Genomic DNA, 20,680 nt, shown 5'->3' with positions numbered 1-20,680 from the left:
CGGTAGGCGAGGGCACGACGCGGCGACGGGCACTGACCCGATCGAGCTAATCAGGGGCGCATGGCCGGGATAAACCGGGCATGCGCCCCTCGGTCGTTCGCGGGGCGGCCTATTCTCGGTGGTCTCCGAGCGACCAGCCGAGGAGTCGCATGCGTACGCTGCCGCCGATCGCACGGATCCACCTCTCGATCATGGTGGGCGCGTCCGTGCCCGCGATGGTCCTGCTGCCGTGGTCCGGGGTGGACATCGATCGATTGGTCGCGCTCGCGGTGTTGTTCGTTGCCTTCGGGGCGGTGGCCCGAGCCCGACTCACCGGCTTGTGCGGCGCCCCCGACGGGGCGCTTTTTCCGTTGGTGTGCGCGGGCGTGCTGCTGCTGCCGGCGGGCGCGGCCGCGACGATCGCCGTTCCGGGCGTGCTGATCGCGCGGGCGCGCACCGCCGACGTGTGCCCGCGCGTGGTCAACGCCGCGCACCTCGTGTTCGCCATCGCGGCCGGCTCCGGGGTATACGAACTCCTGGGCGGTTCTCGGGACTTGACCGCTTCGGAGCTGCCGGCCGGGCTGTTGCCGGTGGGTGTCGCGGGGGTCGCGCTCTACGTCGTGAGCGGGCTGCTCGACGCCGCGTACGTGACCGCGACCGAGGCGGCCGCGCCGCTGCCGGTGCTGCGCGAGGTGTTCGTGCGGACGGCCGGGTGGCGGCTGGGGTCGGTGCCGATCGCGCTGATGATGGCCGTGCTGTGGCAGCAGCGGCTCGGCGCCTTCGCGGCCGTGCTCGTGCTGCTGCCGCTCTACGTCGCCTTCTGGGCGTACGCGCAGCAGGCGCAGGAGAACGCGGCGCACGAGGCGACCGTGCGCACGCTGGTGCGGGCGGTCGAGATCAAGGACGGCTACACCCGCGGGCACAGCGAACGGGTGGCCCGCGCCTCGGTGTTGATCGCCCGCCAACTGGGCATGCGGGAGGACCGCGTGGTGTGCCTGCGCTACGCGGGGATCCTGCACGACGTCGGGAAGCTGTGCGTGCCCACCCGGGTGCTCACCAAGCCGGGGCGGCTCGACGCCGAGGAACTGCGCGAGATGCAGCGGCACCCGGTCAGCGGTGCCGCGATGGTGCGGGACCTGGCGTTCCTCGGCGAGGCACACGCCGGCATCCTGCACCACCACGAGCGGATGGACGGGCGGGGCTACCCGGCGGGCCTGGTCGCCGAGGAGATCCCCGAGTTCGCCCGGGTGATCGCGGTCGCCGACGCGTTCGACTCGATGACCTCCACCCGGTCGTACCGGCCCGCGCGCGGCACCGACGCGGCGATGGCCGAGCTGCGGCGGTGCAGCGGCAGCCAGTTCGACCCGCGGATGGTCGAGGCGCTCGCCCAGGCGCTCGCGCGGCACGGCTGGCCCGAGGGCGAGGTGTCCGACAAGGTCCCCGCGCCGCGTCAGGAGATGCGGTTCGACGCGCACTCGGTCGCGCGTGATCGGGTCGGTGGCGGGTTGTGACGGCGGCCACGGGGGGCCGGCTCGAACCCGGCGGGATCGGGGCGCGGCTGCGCGCGCACACCGGCACGGTCGTGTTCGTGCTCGGCGCGATCGCGGCGGTCGCGGCGGTCGTGTCGACGCTCGCGCGCGGGGTGGTCCAGCCGCAGTACGCGCTCGTGTTCGCCGGCGTGATCGCGGTCGGCGAGATGGCGCGGGTGACGTTGCCAGGCAACCGCGAGACCGCGCCGCTGGGCGCGGCCGGCGCGCTCGCCTACGCGCTGCTGCCCGACGTGCACGGCACGGTGTCGCGGCACGGCGTGCTCCAGGTGGTGGCGGTGGTCGGGGTCGCGCTGCTCGCGGGCACGCTGCCGCACGTCGCGCGCGGGCGGGCACCGGCTCCCGCGTACGTCGCGCGGCGACTGCTCGCGGCGGGCTTCGCGGCCACCCTGTTCCGGCCGTTGTACGTCACCGGGGTGCTCGACCCGGTGATGGAACGCGGGTGGGCCTACGGCACGTTCCTGGTCCTGGTGGTGCTGCTGACGTCGCTGTGCGACGCCGTGGTGGCCGCCATGGCGCGGGTGGGCCGGCCGTTCTGTTCGGCGCTGCTCGGCGAACTGCGGGACCTGTGCGCGGGGTTGAGCCCCACCGAGCGGATCGGCCCGGAGGGTTCGGCGACCGGCCGGGCCGGTGGCGGGCTGACCGGTGTGGGCACGGCCGTGGGGGCGACCGGAATGCTGATCGCGTTGTCCACGAGTGCGCTCGGGCTGTGGGCGGTGCCGGTGTTCTGTCTCCCGTCGCTGCTGGTGATGCTGTCCTTCCGGCGCTATGCCGCGATCCGGCTCGTGCACCTGCAGACCGTCGACGCGCTGTCGCGGCTGCCGGAGGCGGCCGGGTGCGGGTCGCCGGGGCACGCGGCGCGGGTGGGCGAACTGGCGCACGCCGTCGGGGTGGACCTCGGGCTCGGCGGGGTGGAGCTGCGCGAGTTGGAGTACGCGGCGAAGATGCACGACATCGGACAACTCGCGCTGGTGGAACCGGTGCCGGGCGGCACCACCCTGGACCTGCCGGCGGCCGAACAGCGCCGAATCGCCCGACTCGGCGCGGACGTGATCCGCGAGAGCGGCCTGCTGGACCGGGTGGCGACGATCGTGGCCGCCCAGGCCGATCCCTATCGCGACGATCCGGCCGGTCCGCCGCCGCCGTTGGCGAGTCGGATCATCAAGGTGGTCAACGCCTACGACGACCTGGTCGCGCCGGCCGAGGACCCGCGGGCGCGGCACGAGGTCTTCGGGCGGCTTCGGGCGGACGCGGCGGGCGCGTACGATCCGCGCGTGGTCGAGGCGCTCGCCCAGGTCGTCGAACGGACGGGCTGAGCGTCGGGCCCCGGCGCGCCGGGGGCGGCGCCGACAAAGATCGTGGGGCGGCCTTGTCGTGTGTGACACCCGCCTGGGGGCGCTCGCCGTGATTGGATTTCGGGCGGGGCGCCATCGCGCCCCCGACACGCGCTTCGCAACGGCCCGACCCGGGCCCGGAGGAGGAACGACGATGGCCGAGCAGGTCCTGGCGGAGATGGTGGCCAACGTGGCCAAGGTTGTCGCCCACGAGGGGGACGCGGTCGCGGCGGGCAGCACCCTGGTCATCCTGGAGTCCATGAAGATGGAGATCCCCGTGCTCAACGAGTTCGCGGGCGTCGTCTCGCGGATCGCCGTCGCCGAGGGCGACGTGATCCAGGAGGGCGACCCGATCGCGGTGATCGAGTAGCGCCGGTGAGCGAGAGCGCCGATCGAGGCGGGCCGCGGGGGCCCGCCGGCCCGAGCGGTCAGGCCGCGCCGAGCACGCCGTGCTCGACGCACTTGGCGGTCCAGCCGCGCGGGGTGACCTGCACGGTCATCCGCCGCCGGCACTGCCCGCAGTAGCGCGGCGGTTCGAGTTCGCGGCGCCGCACACAGTCGTCGTGCGCGGCGCCGGCAAGCTGCTCGCCGCAGTGGTCGCAGAAGGCTGCAATGGTGGTCACGGCCGTAGATTACGGCCTCGGTGCCGACCTCCCGCCAGGATCCCCCGGACCGGGCCCCGGCCTCAGGCCGGCGGGACCTCTCGCAGGTCCTTGAGATAGCAGATCAGCTCGACCTCGGGCACCGGCCACCAGTCGCGCTCGGGCGCGCGGTGGAAGCCCATCCGCGCGTAGAGGCGGTGCGCGGCGCGCATGTCCCACACCGTGGAGATCGCGACGGCCGTGAAGCCGTGCCGGCGCGCGCGATCCAGGCACGCTTCCACGAGCGCCTCGCCGATCCCGCGCCCGCGCGCGTCCGGGCGCACCGCGAGCATCCGGAACTCGCCCTCGCCCTCCTGGGACACCTCGGCGTACGCACTGCCCGGCACCGCGAACGCGACGGTGCCCAGGATGACCCCGGTCTTCTCGTCGACGGCCACCAGCAGCTCGGAGTTCTCCGCGCGGTGGGCGGCCCGGCGCAGATCGTTGACGTACTCCCGGTCGGCGGCGACGAGACCCGCGTAGCCCGCGATCGTCACTTCCCCCACCGCCTCGTACTCGGCCGGACGAGCCTGGCGGATGCGGACGCCGGCGGGTGCGGGGAGCTGGTCGTGCGGTCGAGCCGCGGCGGAGGCAGGAGGAGTCATAGCCGTCCAGTTTACGCGAGTGGATCGCTTCCGCAGCCCGCTCACACCCCCATGGTCGTGCGCGGGTACACGGCCTCCGGGTCGGTGAGCACGTTGACCAGATACGGGACGCCGGACGCGAACGCGCGCCGCAGCGCGGGGGCGATCTGCTCCGGCCGCGCGACGGTCTCGCCCGCGCCGCCCAGGGCCCGGACCACCTCGTCGTAGCGGGTGCCCTGGGCCAGATCGGCGGCCACGTCGTGGCCGTACAGCATCCGCATCGGGTGCTTCTCCAGCGCCCAGACGCCGTTGTTGCCGACGATCATCACGACCGGCAGGCGATGGCGGACCAGCGTGTCCACGTCCATCAGCGAGAACCCCGCCGCGCCGTCCCCGAGCAACAGCACGACCTGCGCCGACGGTCGGGCGAGCCGGGCGCCGATCGCGTAGCCCAGGCCCGTGCCCAGGCAGCCGAACGGGCCCGCGTCGAGCCAGCCGCCCGGACGCGCGGGCTCGATGTACCGGCCCGCGAAGGACACGAAGTCGCCGCCGTCGCCGATCACGACGGCGTCGTCGTCGAGCAGCCTGAGCAGCTCGGCGTGCACGCGCGCTGGGTGGATCGGGCGTCCGGCGCTGCCGAGCAGCGGCGCGTCCGACTGCGCGGCGGTGTGCGCGGCGCGGCGCACGTGCTCGCACCACTCCCGGTACATCCCGGCCCGGGCCCGGAGTTCCCACGCCGCGGTGAGGGCGTCGAGCAGGGCGGCCAGGTCGCCGGACGCGCCCACCGCGCAGTGCGCGTGGGTGGCGAGCCCGGCGGCGGAGTCGGCGAGGTGCACCACGCGGGCCGGGTGCCCGCCGCCCTGGTCGCCGAAGCTGCCGTAGGCGAGCCGGAAGTCGAGCGGCGCGCCCACGACCACGACGAGGTCGGCGCCGCCGAGCGCGGTGACCCGGGCCCGGCCGGCGAGCAGCGGGTGGCCGCCGGGGAGCACGCCGCCGCCCATGCCGTTGGCCACCACCGGGAGGCCGATCGTCTCGGCGGCCCGGCGCGCGGCGTCCTCCGCGCCACCGATCCACACGTCCTGGCCGAGCACCAGGACCGGCCGCGCCGCGCGCGCGAGCAGGGCCGCGATCTCGGCGACCACGTCGGGGTCGGGCGGCTCGGGCACGGGGGGCACGGGGTTGGGCAGGGCCACCTCGGCCCGGTCGTAGAGCACGTCCATCGGCACGTCGAGGAAGACCGGGCCGCGGTGCGGACTGGTCGCGAGGGTCAGCGCGGCGTCCACCTCGGCCGCGATCAGGTCGGTGTCGTGCACGGTCGCGGCGTGCTTGGTGATCGGCGCGAGCAGCGGCGGGTGGTCGAGCTCCTGCAGCGCCCCCGAGCCCCAGCGGAACGCGGGCGCCCGCCCGCCGAGGACCAGCATCGGCGTGCCGTTGAACCGGGCCGTGGCTACCGCGCTGATCCCGTTGGTGACGCCGGGCCCCGCGGTCAGCACCGCGAGCCCGGGGCGACGGGTGAGCTTCGCGGTCGCCTCGGCCGCGAACACGGCGGTCTGCTCGTGTCGCACGTCCACCACCCGCAGCGGCGACGCGGCGCCGACCGCGCCGTCGTAGAGCGGGAAGACGTGGCCTCCCGACAGCGTGAACATCGTGTCGATCCCGTGCGCCGCGGCGGCCGCGACCGCGAGCGTGCCGCCGTGTCCCCGGACGCTCTCTTCGCCGCGTCGTCGCCCCTGGACCCCTCGTCGTGCGCGCATGCTCGTCCCCCGTCGCCGTAGACGCCCCCACCCACGTAACGGGGGCAACCTATCCGCGCCGGCTACCCGGAAGTAGGCCCAACGCCGAACGGCCCCCGCGGGGTGCGGGGGCCGTTCGGGTGATCGGGGCGCCGGGGCGTTTCCTCGAACCCCTGCCGGGGCCTGGAGGGTCCGGCTACGGGTCCGGTTACGGGGTTCGGATACCGGACCCGCTTACAGAGCCCCGTACCAGGGCCCGGTCACAGAGCCCGATCACAGAGCCCGGTCACAAGGTCTGGTTGAGGGCCTTCACCGGCATGCTCAGTTCCTTGAGCAGGTCCAAGTCGGCGTCGGCCTTGCGGCCCAGGGTGGTGAGGTAGTTGCCGACGATCACGGCGTTGATGCCGCCGAGCAGGCCCTCGCGGGTGCCCAGGTCGCCGAGCGCGATCTCGCGGCCGCCGGCGTAGCGCAGGATCGTGCGCGGCAGGGCGAGCCGGAACGCGCCGATGATCTTGAGCGCCTCGCGCGGCTCGATGACCTCCTGGTCGGCGAACGGCGTGCCCGGGCGCGGGTTGAGGAAGTTGAGCGGCACCTCGTCGGGTTCGAGCTCGGCCAGCTGGCCGGCGAACTCGGCGCGCTGCTCGGCGGTCTCGCCCATCCCGACGATGCCGCCGCAGCAGACCTCCATGCCCGCCTCGCGCACCATCCGCAGGGTGTCCCAGCGCTCCTCCCACGTGTGGGTGGTGACCACGTTCGTGAAGTACGACCTCGCCGTCTCCAGATTGTGGTTGTAGCGGTGGATGCCCATGTCGGCGAGGTCGTCGACCTGCTCCTGGGTGAGCATGCCGAGCGACGCGGCGATGTTGATGTCCACGACCTCGCGGATCGCCTTGACGCCCTCGCGCATCTGCTTCATCAGGCGCGCGTCCGGGCCGCGCACGGCGGCCACGATGCAGAACTCGGTCGCGCCGGTGGCGGCGGTCTCCTTGGCGGCCTCGACCAGCGAGGGGATGTCCAGCCACGCGGCCCGCACCGGCGACGGGAACAGGCCCGACTGCGAGCAGAAGTGGCAGTCCTCGGGGCAGCCGCCGGTCTTGACCGACACGATGCCCTCGACCTCGACCTCGGGCCCGCAGTGCCGGACCCGGACCTCGTGCGCGAGCTGGAGCAATTCCTCCAGGCGCTCGTCCGGAAGGGTGAGCACGGCGAGGACCTGATCGGCGGTCAGCCCGCGGCCCTCTTCGAGAACCTGTTGCCGGGCCACGGCCAGGACGTCGTCGTTCACGGTCTGCGTACGGTCACTGTCGAGGGTTTCCGTCATGTCGCTCACCTTGCGGTCGGATCCTGTATGGCGCGGAACGCGGCCGCGTCGAAGGTACCCCCCAGGGCGGGGGCCAGACTCGCGCGGGCCGCGAGGAGGAAGTCGGCGGGGTGCAGCGAACCCGCGCCGGCGGGCAGGACACCGGCGAGTGGACGCGCCGAAATCGTCTCCAGGTCGCGTATGTTGCACCGCATCGCCAGGTCGGGCTCGGCCGGCCAGGCGCCGATCACGACGCCCACCAGGTCGACGCCGCGGTGCGCCATCGACTCCAGGGTGAGCGCGGTGTGGTTGAGCGTGCCCAGGTCGGGGCGGGCCACCACGAGCGCGCCCGCCCGGAGCTCGCGGGCCAGGTCGGCGATGGTGGTGCCGTCGTCGTCGAAGCGCACGAGCAGGCCGCCGGCGCCCTCGACGATGACCAGGTCGGTCTCCTTGGCGAGAGTGCGCACCCGGTCGGCGACGCCGTACAGGTCGACCTGCGGCAGACCGGAGACGCGGGACGCGGCGGCGGGGGAGAGCGGGTCGGGGTAGCGCGAGTACTCGTACAGGTCGGTCACCCCGGCCAGGCGCCGCACGTCGGCGAGGTCGCCCGGCTCGTCCGGCCCGACGCCGGTCTGCGCGGCCTTGACCACCGCGACCGATCCGCCGCGCACCGCCGCGATCGCGGCCACGGCCGCCGTGACGATCGTCTTGCCCACCCCGGTGTCGGTGCCGGTCACCACGAGAACGCTCATGGACGCCGAGCCTACGGCCTGCCCGGACAGGACCCAGGCCCTGTCCGGCGGATCTCGGCGGGTCCGCGCCGCCTGGTGCCGCACCTCGCCGCACCGGAGAAACAGCCGAATAGCACCACTATGCGGCTGCTTCTCCGGCACGCCGAGGCACGGCACCAGACGACGCGGCCTGATCCACCGAGATCCGCCGGACAGGACCTACGCCCCGTCGAATCCGGACCTGTGACCTTGGCGCCCCGGCGGGCGCGGGAGTCATCATCGAAACGGTGAGCGTGCAGCCCGGTCGGGCAGCGGGACTCACCGCAGGCGGCCCGCTGCACCGGGCCGCGGGAGTGAGCGGCACATCCTCCGGCGATCGGCCGGCCGGCCCGGGAGACCCGGGGCGGTCGGCCGATCGCACGGGGCGGCCGGATCACTCCTGTGGCCGACGCAGGCGGGCGACGAACTTGTACCGGTCCCCCCGGTACACGGACCGGACCCATTCGACCGGTTCGCCGTTCGTGTCGAAGCTGTGCCGGGACAGCAGGAGCAGTGGCAGGCCCACGTCGGTGCCCAGCAGCCCCGCCTCACGGGGCGTGGCCATCGCGGTCTCGATCGTCTCCTCGGCCTCGGCCAAATGCACGTCGAAGCCGGCCGACAGGGCCCGATACAGCGAGTTGTGCTTCGCGAGGTGCTTGCGCAGGCCCGGGAAGCGCTTGGTGGACAGGTGCGTGGTCTCGATCGCCATGGGCTCCGAGTTGGCCAGCCTCAGTCGTTCGATCCGCAGCACACGGTTCCCGGGCCGGATCGCGAGCCGCTCGGCGAGGTGATCGTCGCAGGTGATGTACCCGATCTCGATCAGTCGAGAGGTCGGCTCCAGGCCCTGGGCCTGCATGTCCTCGGTGTAGGAGGTCAGCTGGAGACTCTGCGCGACCTTGGGTTTCGCGACGAAGGTGCCGCGCCCCTGGGCCCGCTCGAGCCGGCCCTCGATGACCAGTTCCTGGAGGGCTTGGCGCACCGTGGTGCGGGAGATGTCGAATTGCGCCGCGAGGGTGCGTTCCGGTGGCACTGGTGTGCCCGGTGGCTGGGTGTTGGTCAGCTCCTGAAGATGGCGCTTGAGGCGGTAGTACTTCGGCACGCGTGCGCCCGGCTCGGTGCCCGTGGGGCTCCCTGCCGTCGCACTGTCCGCCGCGGTCGTGATCACGTGTTCCGCCGTCACCGGTGCCCTCCTGACACGTTCGGTCCCCATCGTGGCACGACCACCGATCCGTGCAGGACCAGGAGTGCGGATGTCGGTCCGATAACGGCGAGGGGTTCGCCGTCTACGGAACCTTGACACCCCAATTGGTCTATGCCAACCTCCGAAATGGTCTAAACCATTGATGGTCACCGCGCAACCCTCGTCCCTGGTGCGTCGATGTTTTCCCTTTCGAGTCCCCTCCCCAGTGGGGGACTCGGGCGGTCCGCGCGCCTCACGGATTCGTCGGGGACATCGGTACTCCACACCGAAGTGCGGTGCCCGACATCCTGAGGAGGATGTAGTGAAGCGTCGTCTTCTCGTCGCGGCCGGTGTCGCGGCGGCGCTGACCGGTGTTGCCGCCTGTGGATCCGACAGCAGCGATGACAACAAGTCGGAAACCAAGCCCGGGAACACCGCGCCGGCCGCCGGCAACGGCAAGACCGTTCGCGTCTGGCTGATGAAGGGCACCGCGCCCGACGACTACATCGCCGCGTTCAAGGCGAAGTTCGAGGCGGACCACCCGGGCGCCAAGCTCGACGTGCAGATCCAGCAGTGGAACGGCATCGGCCAGAAGGTCACCGGCGCGCTCGCGAGCAACGACGCGCCCGACGTGATCGAGGCCGGCAACACCCAGATCGCGCAGTACGGCGCCTCGGGCGGTCTCAAGGACCTCAGCTCGAAGGTCACCGAGCTCGGCGGTAAGGACTGGCTGACCGGCCTGTCCGAGCCCGGCAAGGTCGACGGCAAGACGTACGGCATCCCCTTCTACGCCGCCAACCGCGTGGTGGTCTACAACAAGGAACTCTTCGCGAAGGCCGGCGTCACCCCGCCGAAGACCCGCGCCGAGTGGCTCGAGACCACGAAGAAGCTGAACAGTGGCGACCAGCAGGGCATCTACCTGCCGGGTCAGAACTGGTACTTCTACTCCGGCCTGCTCAAGGACGAGGGCGCCGACCTGGCGACCAAGGCGGGCAGCAGCTGGAAGGCCAACCTGGACGGCGCCCCCGCGGTCGCCGCCTCGGCCTTCTACAAGGAGCTCCAGGCGCTCGGCAAGGGCCCCAAGGACAGCGACGAGAAGACCCAGCCCGAGGTCGTCGCGGCCGACGGCGGCAAGATCGCCCAGTTCATAGCCGTGCCGGGCGAGGCCGAGACGGTCATCAAGGCCAACCCGGCCCTGAAGGACAAGTTCGGCTTCTTCCCGATCCCGGGCAAGGACGCGAGCAAGCCCGGCGCGGTCCTGACCGGTGGCTCGGACCTGATGATCCCCGAGGCGGCGAAGAACCAGGACCTGGCCTACGACGTCATCAAGCAGTTCAACAGCGACGAGTGGCAGACCAAGCTCGCGCAGGCGATCAAGTTCCTGCCGAACAAGACCACCCTGTCGTCGGCGCTCGCGTCCGACCCGGGCGGCATGGCGATGGGTGAGGGTGCCAAGAACGGCTTCGCGACCCCGAACTCGCCGAACTGGGCCTCCGTCGAGGAGAACAACCCGATCAAGGCCTACCTCACCAAGGTGATGACCGGTGGCGACGCGGCCGCGGCCGGCAAGGAAGCCAACGCGTCGATCGAGAAGACGCTGAACACCAAGAACTGACCCGGCGTCCCCACCCGAACCGCCGAGCGGATCGGGTGCGGCGCGGTCGGGCCGAACGGTCGGCTCCCGTCGTGAGGCATCCCCTCGCGACGGGAGCGGCCCGGCCCCCGGGCGCGGCCCGCCGGCGGTGCGTCCGTCGCCGGCTCCGCGCTCTCGCCACGTCCCGCCACCGGCCGGACGGGCCGCAGACCCCCGACACCGAACAACGGGAAGGCAGCTGTGTCAGCCTCCAAGGCAGATGCGGTGGTCGCGACACCTACGCAGCCCCCGCGCAAAGAGGTACCGACGAGTGCCAGACGCGCACCGAAGCCCCCACGCAAGCCGTCGGGGATCGTCAAGCTGGTCACCCCATACCTGCTTGTCGCGCCCGCGATCCTCGGGATCGCCTTCCTGCTGTTCTATCCGGTGGTCCGGAACGTCATGCTGTCGTTCCAGCATTACCGCTTCAAGCAGCTGATCTCGCGCTCGGCGGAGTACATCGGCTGGGGCAACTACCAAGAGGTGCTCAAGGACCCCGAGTTCTGGGAAGTCACCAGGCGCACCTTCTACTTCACCGCGGTCAACGTCGTGGCGATCATGGTGATCTCCACGCTGTGCGCGCTGATGCTGATGAAGCTCGGCAAGAGCATGCGCATCGTGGTCCTGATCGGCCTGGTCGCCGCGTGGGCGACCCCGGTCATCGCGGCCACCACGATCTTCAAGTGGCTCTTCCGCTCGGACAACGGCGTCGTCAACTGGGCGCTGGTGGAGCTGGGCTTCGACTCGTACGAGAACTACACGTGGTTCGCGCACGGCACCTCGACCCTGACGGTCGTGACCCTGCTCATCGTGTGGCAGTCGATCCCCTTCGCGACGCTGACCATCTACGCCGGTCTGACCACCATGTCGACCGACGTGTACGAGTCGGCGCGTCTGGACGGCGCGGGTCCGGTCCGGATCTTCCGGTCGATCACGTTCCCGATCCTGCGGCCGATCTTCGCGCTGGTGACCTCGCTCGAAGTGATCTGGATCTTCAAGTCGTTCGCCCAGATCTGGGCGATCGCCGGTGAGAACGGGCCGATCAACGAGGTCCGCACGCTCCCGGTGTACGCGTACCAGAAGGGCATGGTGCTCAAGCTGTTCGACATGTCGGGGGCGATCTCGACGATCACCGTGCTGATCCTGGTCGTGATGCTCGTCTTCTACTTCCGTCAGATGTTCAAGCAGGAGCGGGAGGCCGACAAGTGAAGGCGCGCACCCTGAAGCGGATTCCGCTCAACATCGCGGCGCTGTTGGTCTTCGCCGTCTCGATCTTTCCCGTCTACTGGATGGTCCTCACGGCCTTCAAGCCCGCGAAGGACGTCCAGTCGGCGACCCCCAAGTTCTGGCCGAGCTCGATCTCGTTCGACAACTTCCGCACCGCCACGGACCAGCCGTACTTCTGGGACTACTGGCGCAACAGCCTGCTCGTCGCCGGCGTCGGTGTGCTGCTCGCCCTCGTGGTGGCGTGCTTCGCCGCGTTCGCGGTGGCCCGGATGCAGTGGAAGGGCCGCGCGCCCTTCATCCTCATGGTGTTCATCGCGCAGATGGCGCCCTGGGAAGCGCTGATGATCCCGATGTACCTGATCGCGCGCGACAACGACCTGCTCGACTCGCTGCCGATGCTCACCGCGATCTACTTCGTGATGACGCTGCCGTTCTCGATCGTGACCCTGCGCGGCTTCCTCGGCGGGATCCCGGTCGAGCTCGAGGAGGCCGCCCGGGTCGACGGCTGTTCGCGGTTCACCGCGTTCCGCAAGGTCGTCTTCCCGCTGCTCGCCCCGGGGCTGCTGTCCACGTCGCTGTTCGGCTTCATCACCGCGTGGAACGAGTTCGCGTTCGCCAACGCGCTGCTGTTGAACAAGCCGGACCAGAAGACCCTGCCGACCTGGCTGAACTCGTTCAGCAACGGGCTCACCATCGACTGGGGCGCCATCATGGCCGCCTCCACCCTGTTCATGCTTCCGGTCCTGGCGATCTTCCTGGTGTTGCAGGGCAAGGTCACCGGCGGCCTGACGTCCGGTGCGGTAAAGGGCTGATCGACAATGTCCGAACGTCTCGAGCGCCTCGCGCTCGCCTTGCTCCAGCCCGGATTCGAGGGCATGACCGCGCCCGGGTGGCTGCGGCATCACATCGCCGGCGGGCTGGGCGCGGTGGGCCTGTTCGGCCGCAACATCGCCACCCCCGAGCAGGTGGCCGCGCTGACCGAGGAACTGCGCCGGGAGAACCCCGACCTCCTCGTCGCGATCGACGAGGAGGGCGGCGACGTCACCCGCCTGCACGTGAACACGGGCAGCCGCTGGCCGGGCAACCTGGCGCTGGGCGTCGTCGACGATCCCGCGCTGACCGAGTCGGTCGCGCGCGGGCTCGGGCGCGAGTTGGCCGCGTGCGGGGTCAACCTCAACTGGGCGCCGTCGGCCGACGTGAACTCCAACCCGGACAACCCGGTGATCGGCGTGCGGTCCTTCGGGGCCGGGCCGGAGCTGGTCGCGCGGCACACCGCCGCGTATGTGACCGGCATGCAGGCCGCCGGCGTGGCCACGTGCGTCAAGCACTTCCCCGGCCACGGCGACACCGCGGTGGACTCGCACCTGGGGCTGCCGCGCGTGAACGCCTCCCGCGAGGTGCTCGCCGCGCGCGAGCTGGTCCCGTTCCACGCGGCCGTCGCGGCGGGCAGCAAGGCGATCATGACCGCGCACATCGTGCTGCCGGCCTACGACACCGAGCAGCCCGCGACGCTGTCCCGCGCGATCATGACCGGGCTGCTGCGCGAGGAACTCGGGTACGACGGCCTGATCGTCACCGACGCCATCGAGATGGGCGCGATAGCCGACACCTACGGCATCGCCGAGGGCACGGTCCGCGCGATCGCCGCCGGCGTCGACGCGCTGTGCGTGGGCGGCGGACTGTGCGACGAGGAGACCGTCCTGCACCTGCGCGACGCGCTGGTGTCCGCGGTCCGCGAGGGCCGGCTGCCGGAGGAGCGGTTGGCCGAGGCCGCCGGCCGCGTGCACGCGCTCGCGGCCTGGGCCAAGGTCGGCGCGGCCGAGCCGGTCGACTACGGGCTCGGCCTCGACGCCGCGCGCCGCGCCCTGAGGGTGACCGGCACGGTCGTCCCGATCACGACCCCCGCGCACGTCGTGGAGCTGTCGCCGATCGCCAACATCGCGGTGGGCGAGCAGACCCCGTGGGGTCTCGGGGCTCTGTTGGGCGACACGCTGCCCGGGACGACCGTGGCCCGCTCGCGCACCACCGAGCCGGGGCTGGTCGACGATCAGCTGCGCGCGGCGGCCGATCGCCCGCTTGTGGTGGTGGTCCGCAATCTGGACCATCACGTATGGGCGACCGAGATCGTGGCGAGCCTGCTCGCCGCGCGGCCGGACGCCGTCGTGGTCGAGATGGGCCTGCCCGGAGCTGCCACCCCGGGCGCCGCCCACCTCGCCACGCACGGCGCCGCCACCGTCTGCGGGATCGCCGCCGCGGAGATCCTGACCGGCCGTCGGCTCGCCTGACCCGCGTGACCGGTTCGAACCAGCAAGCGAAACCAACGGAAGGTCGCACCATGTCCGCCACCGACGACCGTGACGTCCTGACACCCGACCGGGGCACGATCATGTCCGCCGAGATGGCGGAGCAGCCGGCCGTTCTGCGCCGGATCCTGGAGCAGGGCGCGCCGGGCATCCGGGCGATCGCGGCCGAGATCGCCGCGCGCAAGCCGCGCTTCGTGCTGCTGACCGCGCGCGGGACCAGCGACAACGCCGCGCTGTACGCGAAGTACCTGATCGAGGTACTGCTCGGGAAGCCCGCCGGCCTGACGTCGATGTCGACCACGACGGCGTACGGCGCGAAGCCGGATCTGACCGACTGCCTGGTGATCACGGTGTCCCAGTCGGGCGGCTCGCCCGACCTGGTCGCCTCGACCGAGGCGGCCCGCGCGGCCGGTGCGATCACGCTCGCCGTCACCAACAACCCGGCCTCGGCGCTCGCCGCGGTGTCCGAGTTCCACATCGACGTGCTGGCCGGCCCGGAGAAGGCGCTGCCCGCGACGAAGACGTACACCGCCGAGCTGCTCGCGCTGTACCTGTTCGTCGAGGGCCTGCGCGGCGGCGACACCTCGCCCGCCGACCTGCTGCCCACCCTGGCCCAGGACATCCTGGACCGCCGGGACGAGGTCGCCGAGCTCGCGCAGCGGTACCGCTTCGCGCAGCGCCTGGTGATCACGTCGCGTGGCTACGGCTACCCGACGGCGCGCGAGGCCGCGCTCAAGATCATGGAGACCAGCTACATCCCGGCCCAGCCGTTCTCCGGCGCGGACCTGCTGCACGGCCCGTTGGCCATGGTCGACAACGTCAGCCCGGTGATCGCCGTGGTCCCCGACGGCAAGGGCGGCGACGCCCTGCAGCCGGTACTGGAACGCCTGCGTGGTCGCGGCGCGGACCTGATGGTGGTCGGCAACGCGGAACAGGTCGGCCAGGCCTCGGCCGGTTTCGTCCTCCCCGAAGGCGTGGCCGAGGAGGTCCAGCCGATCCTGGAGATCATCCCGCTGCAACTGCTGGCATACGACGTGACGATGGCCCGCGGCCTGGACCCGGACGCCCCCCGGGCATTGGCAAAGGTCACGAAGACCCACTGACATGCTCGGTGCGCATCCACCGGCCACGAATCACGACCTGGGCCGGCGGATGCGGCCGCGGTCGCGTCTTGGCCGGCTCGGGATGGTTGCACCCACCCGCTCCGCCCGTTGCGTATGCGTCTCGGGCTGCGGTTCTTCAGGCGACCGGTGGGCCCGGTCGGGCCTGGCTGCCTGGTGCGTGGGGTGCGGTGCGCGGGTCGCTGGGGTTGCGTCTTGGTCGGGTTGGGATGTTGCACCCACCCGCTCCGCCCGTTGCGTCATGCGTCCCAGGCTGCGGTTTTAGAGGCGACCGGTGGGCCCGGTCGGGCCTGGCGGCCACCGGCGTGGCTGGGTGGGATCGGGTGGGTTGGCTGCGGTTCTACCGTGTGGGCGGACCCTGGGTCGCCGGGTTTGGCTGCGGTCTTGGCGCGTCAGCGCCCACCGGTCGGGTCGGGGTCGTGATCGACGAGCGCAGCGAGGAGAGCGGCCGGAGGCCGCTGCTTGTGCTTTTCACGACGTCGATGGCCCGGAGCTTGCGGAGGGACAGCGACGTGCGAGCGGAGTGCCGCTTTTGTGGAGCGCCAGCGGAACAAAAGTGGTGCTTCGGGAGCCGGCGGCCCCGCCGCCCAAAAAGAAGGTCCGCCGTGCCCGCGGTCCCGGCTTCGCCGTCCCGCCGCACCCGCGACACGGGCCTCCCACTCCCGCACCGCACCCGCGCCTTCGGCTTCCCCGGCTTCGCCGTGCCCGCGCCTTCGGCTTCCCCGGCTTCGCCGCACCCGCGCCTTCGGCTTCCCGGCCTCCCGCCTCCGCCGCCCCCGCCCCCCTCACCCCCCCAGCCCCTCAGCCCCCACCTCATAAGCCACAACCCCGCCCACCCAAGTCTTCAGCACCATCCAGTCGTCGCTCCACCAGACCAAATCGGCCTGGGCGCCCGGTTCGATGCGGCCCAGGTCGGTGCGGCCGAGGGCGTCGGCGGGGACGCGGGTGGCGGAGGTCAGGACTTTGGCGGGGGGGTTGCCCAGGGCCACCAGGTTGCGGACGGCCAGGTCCAGGGTCAGGGCCGAGCCTGCGATGGTTCCGTCCGGGTTTCGGGGCACGTCGCCCGCCGCCAGGGTGACGTCCACGTCGCCCAACCGGTATCGACCCGGTGGCATCCCGGCGGCCGCCATCGCGTCGGTGACCAGCGCGGTGCGCTCGCCGGCCACGCGCAGGACCAGGGAGCAGACCGGGCCCACGACGTGGTGCAGGTCGGCGATCAGGCCCGGGGTCAGGCGGGGGTCGCTCAGGGCCGCGCCGACCACGCCCGGTTCGCGGTGGCCCAGGCCCCGCTGCGCGTTGAACAGGTGGGTGACCATGGTCGCGCCCGCGTCCGCGGCGGCGGACATCTCGGAGGCGGTCGCGTCCGTGTGTCCGGCCGAGACTCGGATCCCCGTGGCGACGATGCGTCGAATGGCCTCGAGCGCACCGGGAAGTTCGGGGGCGAGGGTGATCAGCGTCAGGGCTTCGCGCACCGTGTCGTCGACGAGCAGCCGGTCGACGAGTTCGGGAGTGGGCTCGCGCAGGTACTTCGGCGGGTGCGTCCCGACCCTGGCAGGGGACAGGAACGGCCCTTCGAGGTGTACGCCCAGGTCGCGCGCGATCGGCTCCGGGGCGAACTTGGCGCGCAGTTCGGCGGCCCGCACGAGGGCCGTCGTGAGCGTGTCCAGGTCGCCGGTGATGAAGGTCGGGCAGAACGCGGTGACGCCGGTCGAGGGCAGCCGCGCGGCGACCTCGCGCCATCCGGTCGCGTCCGCGGCCACGAAGTCGTGTCCGAACGCGCCGTTGAGCTGGAGGTCGATCAGGCCGGGGGTCAGCACGCCGTGCGGCAGTCGTACGCCGTCGGAGTCGGCGAGCCCCTCGGTCACGCCGGTGATCCGGCCCTGTTCCACGTTCACCGAGGTCGGTCCGGTGAATGCCCCGTCGACAAGCACGCGAGGTGCCCCAATGCCGGCCACGCGTGCCCTTCCTTCCCTGCGGGACCGCCAGTGCTGCGCGGCTGAGCGTTCGGCGGCCTCCCGGTGCGGGCCGGGAGGCCGCCGACCATTTTGGTTCAGACCAATCCTGGTTGTCTAGACCAATCCGGGGGGACATGCGGCGCAAACGGCCGATTGGGTGTCAGGATGTGGCGAATCGCAGCACCGACAGGGCCCGCGTCAGATCGGCCGGGGTCAGGTCCGCGCGCGCCGCGAGCCGCAGCCGCGAGATCCCGTCCGGCACCGACGGCGGCCGGAAGCAGCCGACCCGGACGCCGGCCTCCGCGCAGCGCGCCGCGGTGTCGAACGCCACCTGCGGCTCGCCGATCAGCACCGACACGACCGCGCCCTCGGGCTCGGTCACCCGCAGGCCCGACTCGCGGGCGCCGGTCGCCAGCGCGCGGGCGTTCGCGCGCACCGCCTCGGCGAGGTACGGCTCCGCCGCCAGGATCCGCAGCGCCGCCAACGCCGCCGCGGCGCACGCCGGGGCGAGCCCGGTGTCGAAGATGAACGGCCGCGCCGCGTCGACCAGGTGCTCGACCACGCGCCGCGGCCCGAGCACCGCGCCGCCCTGCGAGCCCAGCGCCTTCGACAGCGTCGCGGTCAGCACCACGTCGTCGGCCCCCGCGAGCCCGGCCGCGTGCACCGCGCCCCGACCGCCGGCGCCGACCACCCCGAGCCCGTGTGCCTCGTCCACGAGCAGCGTGGCCCCATATCGCCGTGTGACGGCCGCAAGCTCCGCGAGTGGGGCAATATCCCCGTCCACCGAGAAAACCGCGTCCACGACCACCAGGGCCCGTTCCTCGGCCCGTTCCGCGAGCACCCGAGCCACCGCGGCGACGTCGCGGTGCGGTGTGATCGCCACCCGGGACCGGGAGAGTCGGCACGCGTCCACGATCGACGCGTGGTTGATCGCGTCCGACACGACGAGATCGCCCTTGCCGACGAGGCCGGTGATCACCCCGAGATTGGCGAGGTAGCCGGAGGAGAACACCAGCGCCGCCTCGGCACCCATGTGCGCCGCCAGCTCGTCCTCCAGCTCCGCGTGCAGCGTCGTGGACCCGGTCACCAGTCGGGACCCCGTCGAGCCCCCGCCCCAGGTGCGCACGGCGTGCACCGTGGCCTCCACGACCCGCTCGTGCCGGGACAGGCCCAGGTAGTCGTTTCCGGCCAGATCGAGGCCGCCGGCCTCCGCTTCGCGCGGCCGGAGCCGGCGCCGCAGACCGGCCTCGACACGGCGTTTCTCCTGGACGTCCAGCCAGTCGAGTGGATGGCCGCCGCCGCCGAGCGGCTGCCGGGGCGTGGGCGATTCGGTGGGCATCGAGACCTCGCAGGTGCTGCGGAGTGGGGTGGCCAGGATCGCAGGCCGGATGGAAAGTACGCTGCGTGTGTGCCCTCGATGAACGATCTCGTCCGCCGCTACGGCGCGCTGCCCCCCGCCGATCTCGAGTGGCTGCATCTGCTCGTGTCCGAGTGGCAACTGCTCGCGGACCTGTCGTTCGCCGACCTGGTGCTGTGGATCCCCACCCGCGACGGGCAGTACGTCGCGGTCGCCCAGATGCGCCCGAACACCGGCGCCACCTCGCACCAGGACGACCTGGTCGGCGACTTCGTCCCGCGCGGCCGGCGGCCGATGCTGGACGCGGCCCTGGACGAGGGCCGGATCGTCCGCGAGGGCGACCCGGAGTGGCGCGACGACGTGCCGGTGCGGGTCGAGGCGATCCCGGTCTCGCGGGCCGGCCGGGTGATCGGCGTGATCGCGCGCAACACCAACCTGCTGACCGCGCGTACGCCCAGCCGGCTGGAACTGACCTACCTGCAGAGCGCCGCCGACCTCGCGCAGATGATCGCCGCAGGGACGTTTCCGCACGGGGGCGAACTGCTCGACATGGACGCCTCACCGCGCGTCGGCGACGGGCTGATCCGGCTCGACGTCGACGGCATCGTGCAGTACGCGAGCCCGAACGCGCTCTCCGCCTACCACCGGCTCGGCCTCACCAGCGACCTCGTCGGCTGCCACCTCGGCCGGATCACCGCCGAACTCGCCCCGCACGAGGGGCCGGTCGACGAGGCGATCTCGGCGGTGGCCAGCGGCTGGGCGCCGCGCGAGACCGAGGTCGAGACCCCGGCCGCGGTGGTCCAGCTGCGCGCGATCCCGCTCAAGCCGCGCGGGGAGCGGATCGGCGCGATCATGCTGCTTCGGGACGTCACCGAACTGCGCCGGCGCGAGCGCGAGTTGATCACCAAGGACGCGACCATCCGGGAGATCCACCACCGGGTGAAGAACAACCTGCAGACCGTGGCCGCGCTGCTGCGCCTGCAGGCCCGCCGGATGGACGCGCCGCAGGCCCGGGCCGCGCTCGAGGAGGCGGTCCGCCGGGTCGGCTCGATCGCGATCGTGCACGAGACGCTGTCCCAGACGCTCGACGAGCGGGTGGACTTCGACGAGATCGCCGATCGCGTGCTGTCGATGGTCACCGAGGTGGCCGCGTCGTCGGTGCGGGTGCGCACGGCCCGGCACGGGAACTTCGGCGAACTGATCGCGGAGACCGCGACGCCGCTGGCCATGGTGCTGACCGAGCTGCTCCAGAACGCGCTGGAACACGCCTTCGACGACCCGTCGTTCGTGGACCGCGTCGGCACGTTGGAGGTACACGCCGAGCGGCGCGCGGAGCGCCTGCTGATCACCGTCACCGACGACGGGATCGGCCTGCCGTCGGACTTCGACCCGCAGGTCTCGGGCAACCTCGGCCTGCAGATCGTCCGCACGCTGGTCGGCAGCGAATTGGCCGGTCGCTTCGACATGGTGCCCAACCCGGCCGGCGGCACGATCGTCACGCTCGATCTGCAGATCCGCCAGCGCCGCTGAGCGGCGGGCCCGACCGCACGCGGTCGGGCCCGGTCCCATCCATTCGGGCGGGTCCGAACATCGGGAGGGCAAAAAGCAGTTGCCCCGCCTTGGTCCGAATGGACCCTGACGGGGCAACTGCGAGGTAAAGCCCGGATATCCCGGTGTGATCAGTCGATCTGCCGTGTGATCAGGCGGAGGCGCGTGCGCGGTTGCGGGCGGCGCGGCGCTTGAGAGCGCGACGCTCGTCCTCGCTGAGACCGCCCCACACACCCGCGTCCTGACCGGACTCGAGAGCCCAGCCCAGGCACTGCTCCATCACGGGGCAACGGCGGCAGACCGCCTTCGCCTCCTCGATCTGAAGCAGAGCGGGACCGGTGTTGCCGATCGGGAAGAACAGCTCCGGGTCTTCGTCACGGCAGGCAGCAACGTGGCGCCAGTCCATGCGGTCCAACTCCTCGTGGGTCAGCGGGGGCTTCCGGCCCCGCGCTGTGGCTTGTGAATGTG

18 protein-coding genes are annotated in these 20,680 nt (G+C 72.1%); 9 read left to right on the top strand and 9 right to left on the bottom strand.

Features of this window, described 5'->3' with window-relative positions; genetic code table 11:
• Positions 1-149 precede the first annotated feature (149 nt).
• The 3 genes from OG928_RS12230 (at position 150) to OG928_RS12220 (ending at position 3,230) form a co-directional block, all read left to right on the top strand.
• The gene (locus OG928_RS12230) at positions 150-1,490 is read left to right on the top strand and encodes an HD-GYP domain-containing protein (protein WP_406282986.1); all 1,341 of its coding nucleotides are present in this window, start codon (positions 150-152) and stop codon (positions 1,488-1,490) included.
• Entirely contained in the window at positions 1,487-2,842 is a 1,356-nt protein-coding gene (locus OG928_RS12225; RefSeq protein ID WP_406282984.1) for an HD-GYP domain-containing protein, read from the top strand. The genes OG928_RS12230 and OG928_RS12225 overlap by 4 nt, the downstream gene beginning before the upstream one ends.
• A gap of 172 nt (positions 2,843-3,014) precedes the next feature.
• Positions 3,015-3,230: a biotin/lipoyl-binding carrier protein gene (locus OG928_RS12220; RefSeq protein WP_406282982.1), complete on the top strand. Its 216-nt coding sequence runs from the start codon at positions 3,015-3,017 to the stop codon at positions 3,228-3,230.
• A gap of 58 nt (positions 3,231-3,288) precedes the next feature.
• Here the strand turns inward: OG928_RS12220 and OG928_RS12215 are convergent, their stop codons facing one another.
• The 6 genes from OG928_RS12215 to OG928_RS12190 form a co-directional block, all read right to left on the bottom strand.
• A complete protein-coding gene (locus OG928_RS12215) occupies positions 3,289-3,483 on the bottom strand; it encodes a hypothetical protein (protein ID WP_406282979.1) in 195 nt (64 codons plus the stop codon).
• A gap of 62 nt (positions 3,484-3,545) precedes the next feature.
• Positions 3,546-4,106, bottom strand: a complete 561-nt coding sequence (locus OG928_RS12210; RefSeq protein ID WP_406282976.1) for a GNAT family N-acetyltransferase — start codon at positions 4,104-4,106, stop codon at positions 3,546-3,548.
• Between the two features lie 41 nt (positions 4,107-4,147).
• Complete coding sequence (locus OG928_RS12205) at positions 4,148-5,839, bottom strand: acetolactate synthase (protein WP_406282974.1); 1,692 nt, start codon at positions 5,837-5,839, stop codon at positions 4,148-4,150.
• Positions 5,840-6,104: 265 nt separating this feature from the next.
• A complete protein-coding gene (gene bioB, locus OG928_RS12200; RefSeq protein WP_406282971.1) occupies positions 6,105-7,139 on the bottom strand; it encodes a biotin synthase BioB in 1,035 nt (344 codons plus the stop codon).
• A gap of 5 nt (positions 7,140-7,144) precedes the next feature.
• Complete coding sequence (gene bioD, locus OG928_RS12195) at positions 7,145-7,870, bottom strand: dethiobiotin synthase (RefSeq protein WP_406282968.1); 726 nt, start codon at positions 7,868-7,870, stop codon at positions 7,145-7,147.
• A 412-nt stretch (positions 7,871-8,282) separates the two neighbouring features.
• Positions 8,283-9,098, bottom strand: coding sequence for a GntR family transcriptional regulator (locus tag OG928_RS12190; RefSeq protein ID WP_406282965.1), 816 nt, complete (start codon positions 9,096-9,098; stop codon positions 8,283-8,285).
• A 292-nt stretch (positions 9,099-9,390) separates the two neighbouring features.
• On the opposite strand from OG928_RS12190, the gene OG928_RS12185 reads away from it, so the two are divergent.
• The 5 genes from OG928_RS12185 to OG928_RS12165 all read left to right on the top strand — a co-directional run bounded on the left by OG928_RS12185 (position 9,391) and on the right by OG928_RS12165 (position 15,334).
• Positions 9,391-10,683, top strand: coding sequence for an extracellular solute-binding protein (locus tag OG928_RS12185; protein WP_406282962.1), 1,293 nt, complete (start codon positions 9,391-9,393; stop codon positions 10,681-10,683).
• Positions 10,684-10,902: 219 nt separating this feature from the next.
• A complete protein-coding gene (locus OG928_RS12180) occupies positions 10,903-11,910 on the top strand; it encodes a carbohydrate ABC transporter permease (protein ID WP_406282959.1) in 1,008 nt (335 codons plus the stop codon).
• Complete coding sequence (locus OG928_RS12175) at positions 11,907-12,740, top strand: carbohydrate ABC transporter permease (RefSeq protein ID WP_406282956.1); 834 nt, start codon at positions 11,907-11,909, stop codon at positions 12,738-12,740. The genes OG928_RS12180 and OG928_RS12175 overlap by 4 nt, the downstream gene beginning before the upstream one ends.
• Before the next feature lie 6 nt (positions 12,741-12,746).
• Positions 12,747-14,213, top strand: coding sequence for a glycoside hydrolase family 3 protein (locus tag OG928_RS12170; protein WP_406282953.1), 1,467 nt, complete (start codon positions 12,747-12,749; stop codon positions 14,211-14,213).
• Between the two features lie 50 nt (positions 14,214-14,263).
• Positions 14,264-15,334, top strand: coding sequence for an SIS domain-containing protein (locus tag OG928_RS12165; protein ID WP_406282950.1), 1,071 nt, complete (start codon positions 14,264-14,266; stop codon positions 15,332-15,334).
• 803 nt (positions 15,335-16,137) lie between these two features.
• On the opposite strand, the gene nagA is transcribed toward OG928_RS12165, so the two are convergent.
• Together nagA and OG928_RS12155 are read right to left on the bottom strand one after the other, a co-directional pair.
• Positions 16,138-17,307, bottom strand: a complete 1,170-nt coding sequence (gene nagA / locus OG928_RS12160) for an N-acetylglucosamine-6-phosphate deacetylase (protein WP_406282947.1) — start codon at positions 17,305-17,307, stop codon at positions 16,138-16,140.
• A 160-nt stretch (positions 17,308-17,467) separates the two neighbouring features.
• Positions 17,468-18,646, bottom strand: a complete 1,179-nt coding sequence (locus OG928_RS12155) for an 8-amino-7-oxononanoate synthase (protein ID WP_406282944.1) — start codon at positions 18,644-18,646, stop codon at positions 17,468-17,470.
• Positions 18,647-18,724: 78 nt separating this feature from the next.
• Between OG928_RS12155 and OG928_RS12150 the strand changes: the two genes are divergently transcribed.
• A complete protein-coding gene (locus OG928_RS12150; RefSeq protein ID WP_406290926.1) occupies positions 18,725-20,194 on the top strand; it encodes a sensor histidine kinase in 1,470 nt (489 codons plus the stop codon).
• Between the two features lie 169 nt (positions 20,195-20,363).
• Here OG928_RS12150 and OG928_RS12145 read toward each other — a convergent pair whose 3' ends face one another.
• Complete coding sequence (locus OG928_RS12145; protein ID WP_020557388.1) at positions 20,364-20,618, bottom strand: WhiB family transcriptional regulator; 255 nt, start codon at positions 20,616-20,618, stop codon at positions 20,364-20,366.
• Positions 20,619-20,680: the final 62 nt, after the last annotated feature.

The organism is Embleya sp. NBC_00896, from assembly GCF_045207785.1.
Taxonomy (GTDB): domain Bacteria; phylum Actinomycetota; class Actinomycetes; order Streptomycetales; family Streptomycetaceae; genus Embleya.
Note: the sequence above shows the minus strand (reverse complement) of the source record. Positions and strands in the feature narration are given on the sequence as shown.

What these genes read in the sequence shown, in the direction of transcription:
- OG928_RS12230 (WP_406282986.1), top strand. Translation starts at nt 150, where the DNA reads ATGCGTACGCTGCCGCCGATCGCACGGATCCACCTCTCGATCATGGTG.
- OG928_RS12220 (WP_406282982.1), top strand. Translation starts at nt 3,015, where the DNA reads ATGGCCGAGCAGGTCCTGGCGGAGATGGTGGCCAACGTGGCCAAGGTT.
- OG928_RS12210 (WP_406282976.1), bottom strand. Translation starts at nt 4,106, where the DNA reads ATGACTCCTCCTGCCTCCGCCGCGGCTCGACCGCACGACCAGCTCCCC.
- OG928_RS12205 (WP_406282974.1), bottom strand. Translation starts at nt 5,839, where the DNA reads ATGCGCGCACGACGAGGGGTCCAGGGGCGACGACGCGGCGAAGAGAGC.
- bioB (WP_406282971.1), bottom strand. Translation starts at nt 7,139, where the DNA reads ATGACGGAAACCCTCGACAGTGACCGTACGCAGACCGTGAACGACGAC.
- bioD (WP_406282968.1), bottom strand. Translation starts at nt 7,870, where the DNA reads ATGAGCGTTCTCGTGGTGACCGGCACCGACACCGGGGTGGGCAAGACG.
- OG928_RS12190 (WP_406282965.1), bottom strand. Translation starts at nt 9,098, where the DNA reads ATGGGGACCGAACGTGTCAGGAGGGCACCGGTGACGGCGGAACACGTG.
- OG928_RS12170 (WP_406282953.1), top strand. Translation starts at nt 12,747, where the DNA reads ATGTCCGAACGTCTCGAGCGCCTCGCGCTCGCCTTGCTCCAGCCCGGA.
- OG928_RS12165 (WP_406282950.1), top strand. Translation starts at nt 14,264, where the DNA reads ATGTCCGCCACCGACGACCGTGACGTCCTGACACCCGACCGGGGCACG.
- OG928_RS12155 (WP_406282944.1), bottom strand. Translation starts at nt 18,646, where the DNA reads ATGCCCACCGAATCGCCCACGCCCCGGCAGCCGCTCGGCGGCGGCGGC.
- OG928_RS12150 (WP_406290926.1), top strand. Translation starts at nt 18,725, where the DNA reads ATGAACGATCTCGTCCGCCGCTACGGCGCGCTGCCCCCCGCCGATCTC.
- OG928_RS12145 (WP_020557388.1), bottom strand. Translation starts at nt 20,618, where the DNA reads ATGGACTGGCGCCACGTTGCTGCCTGCCGTGACGAAGACCCGGAGCTG.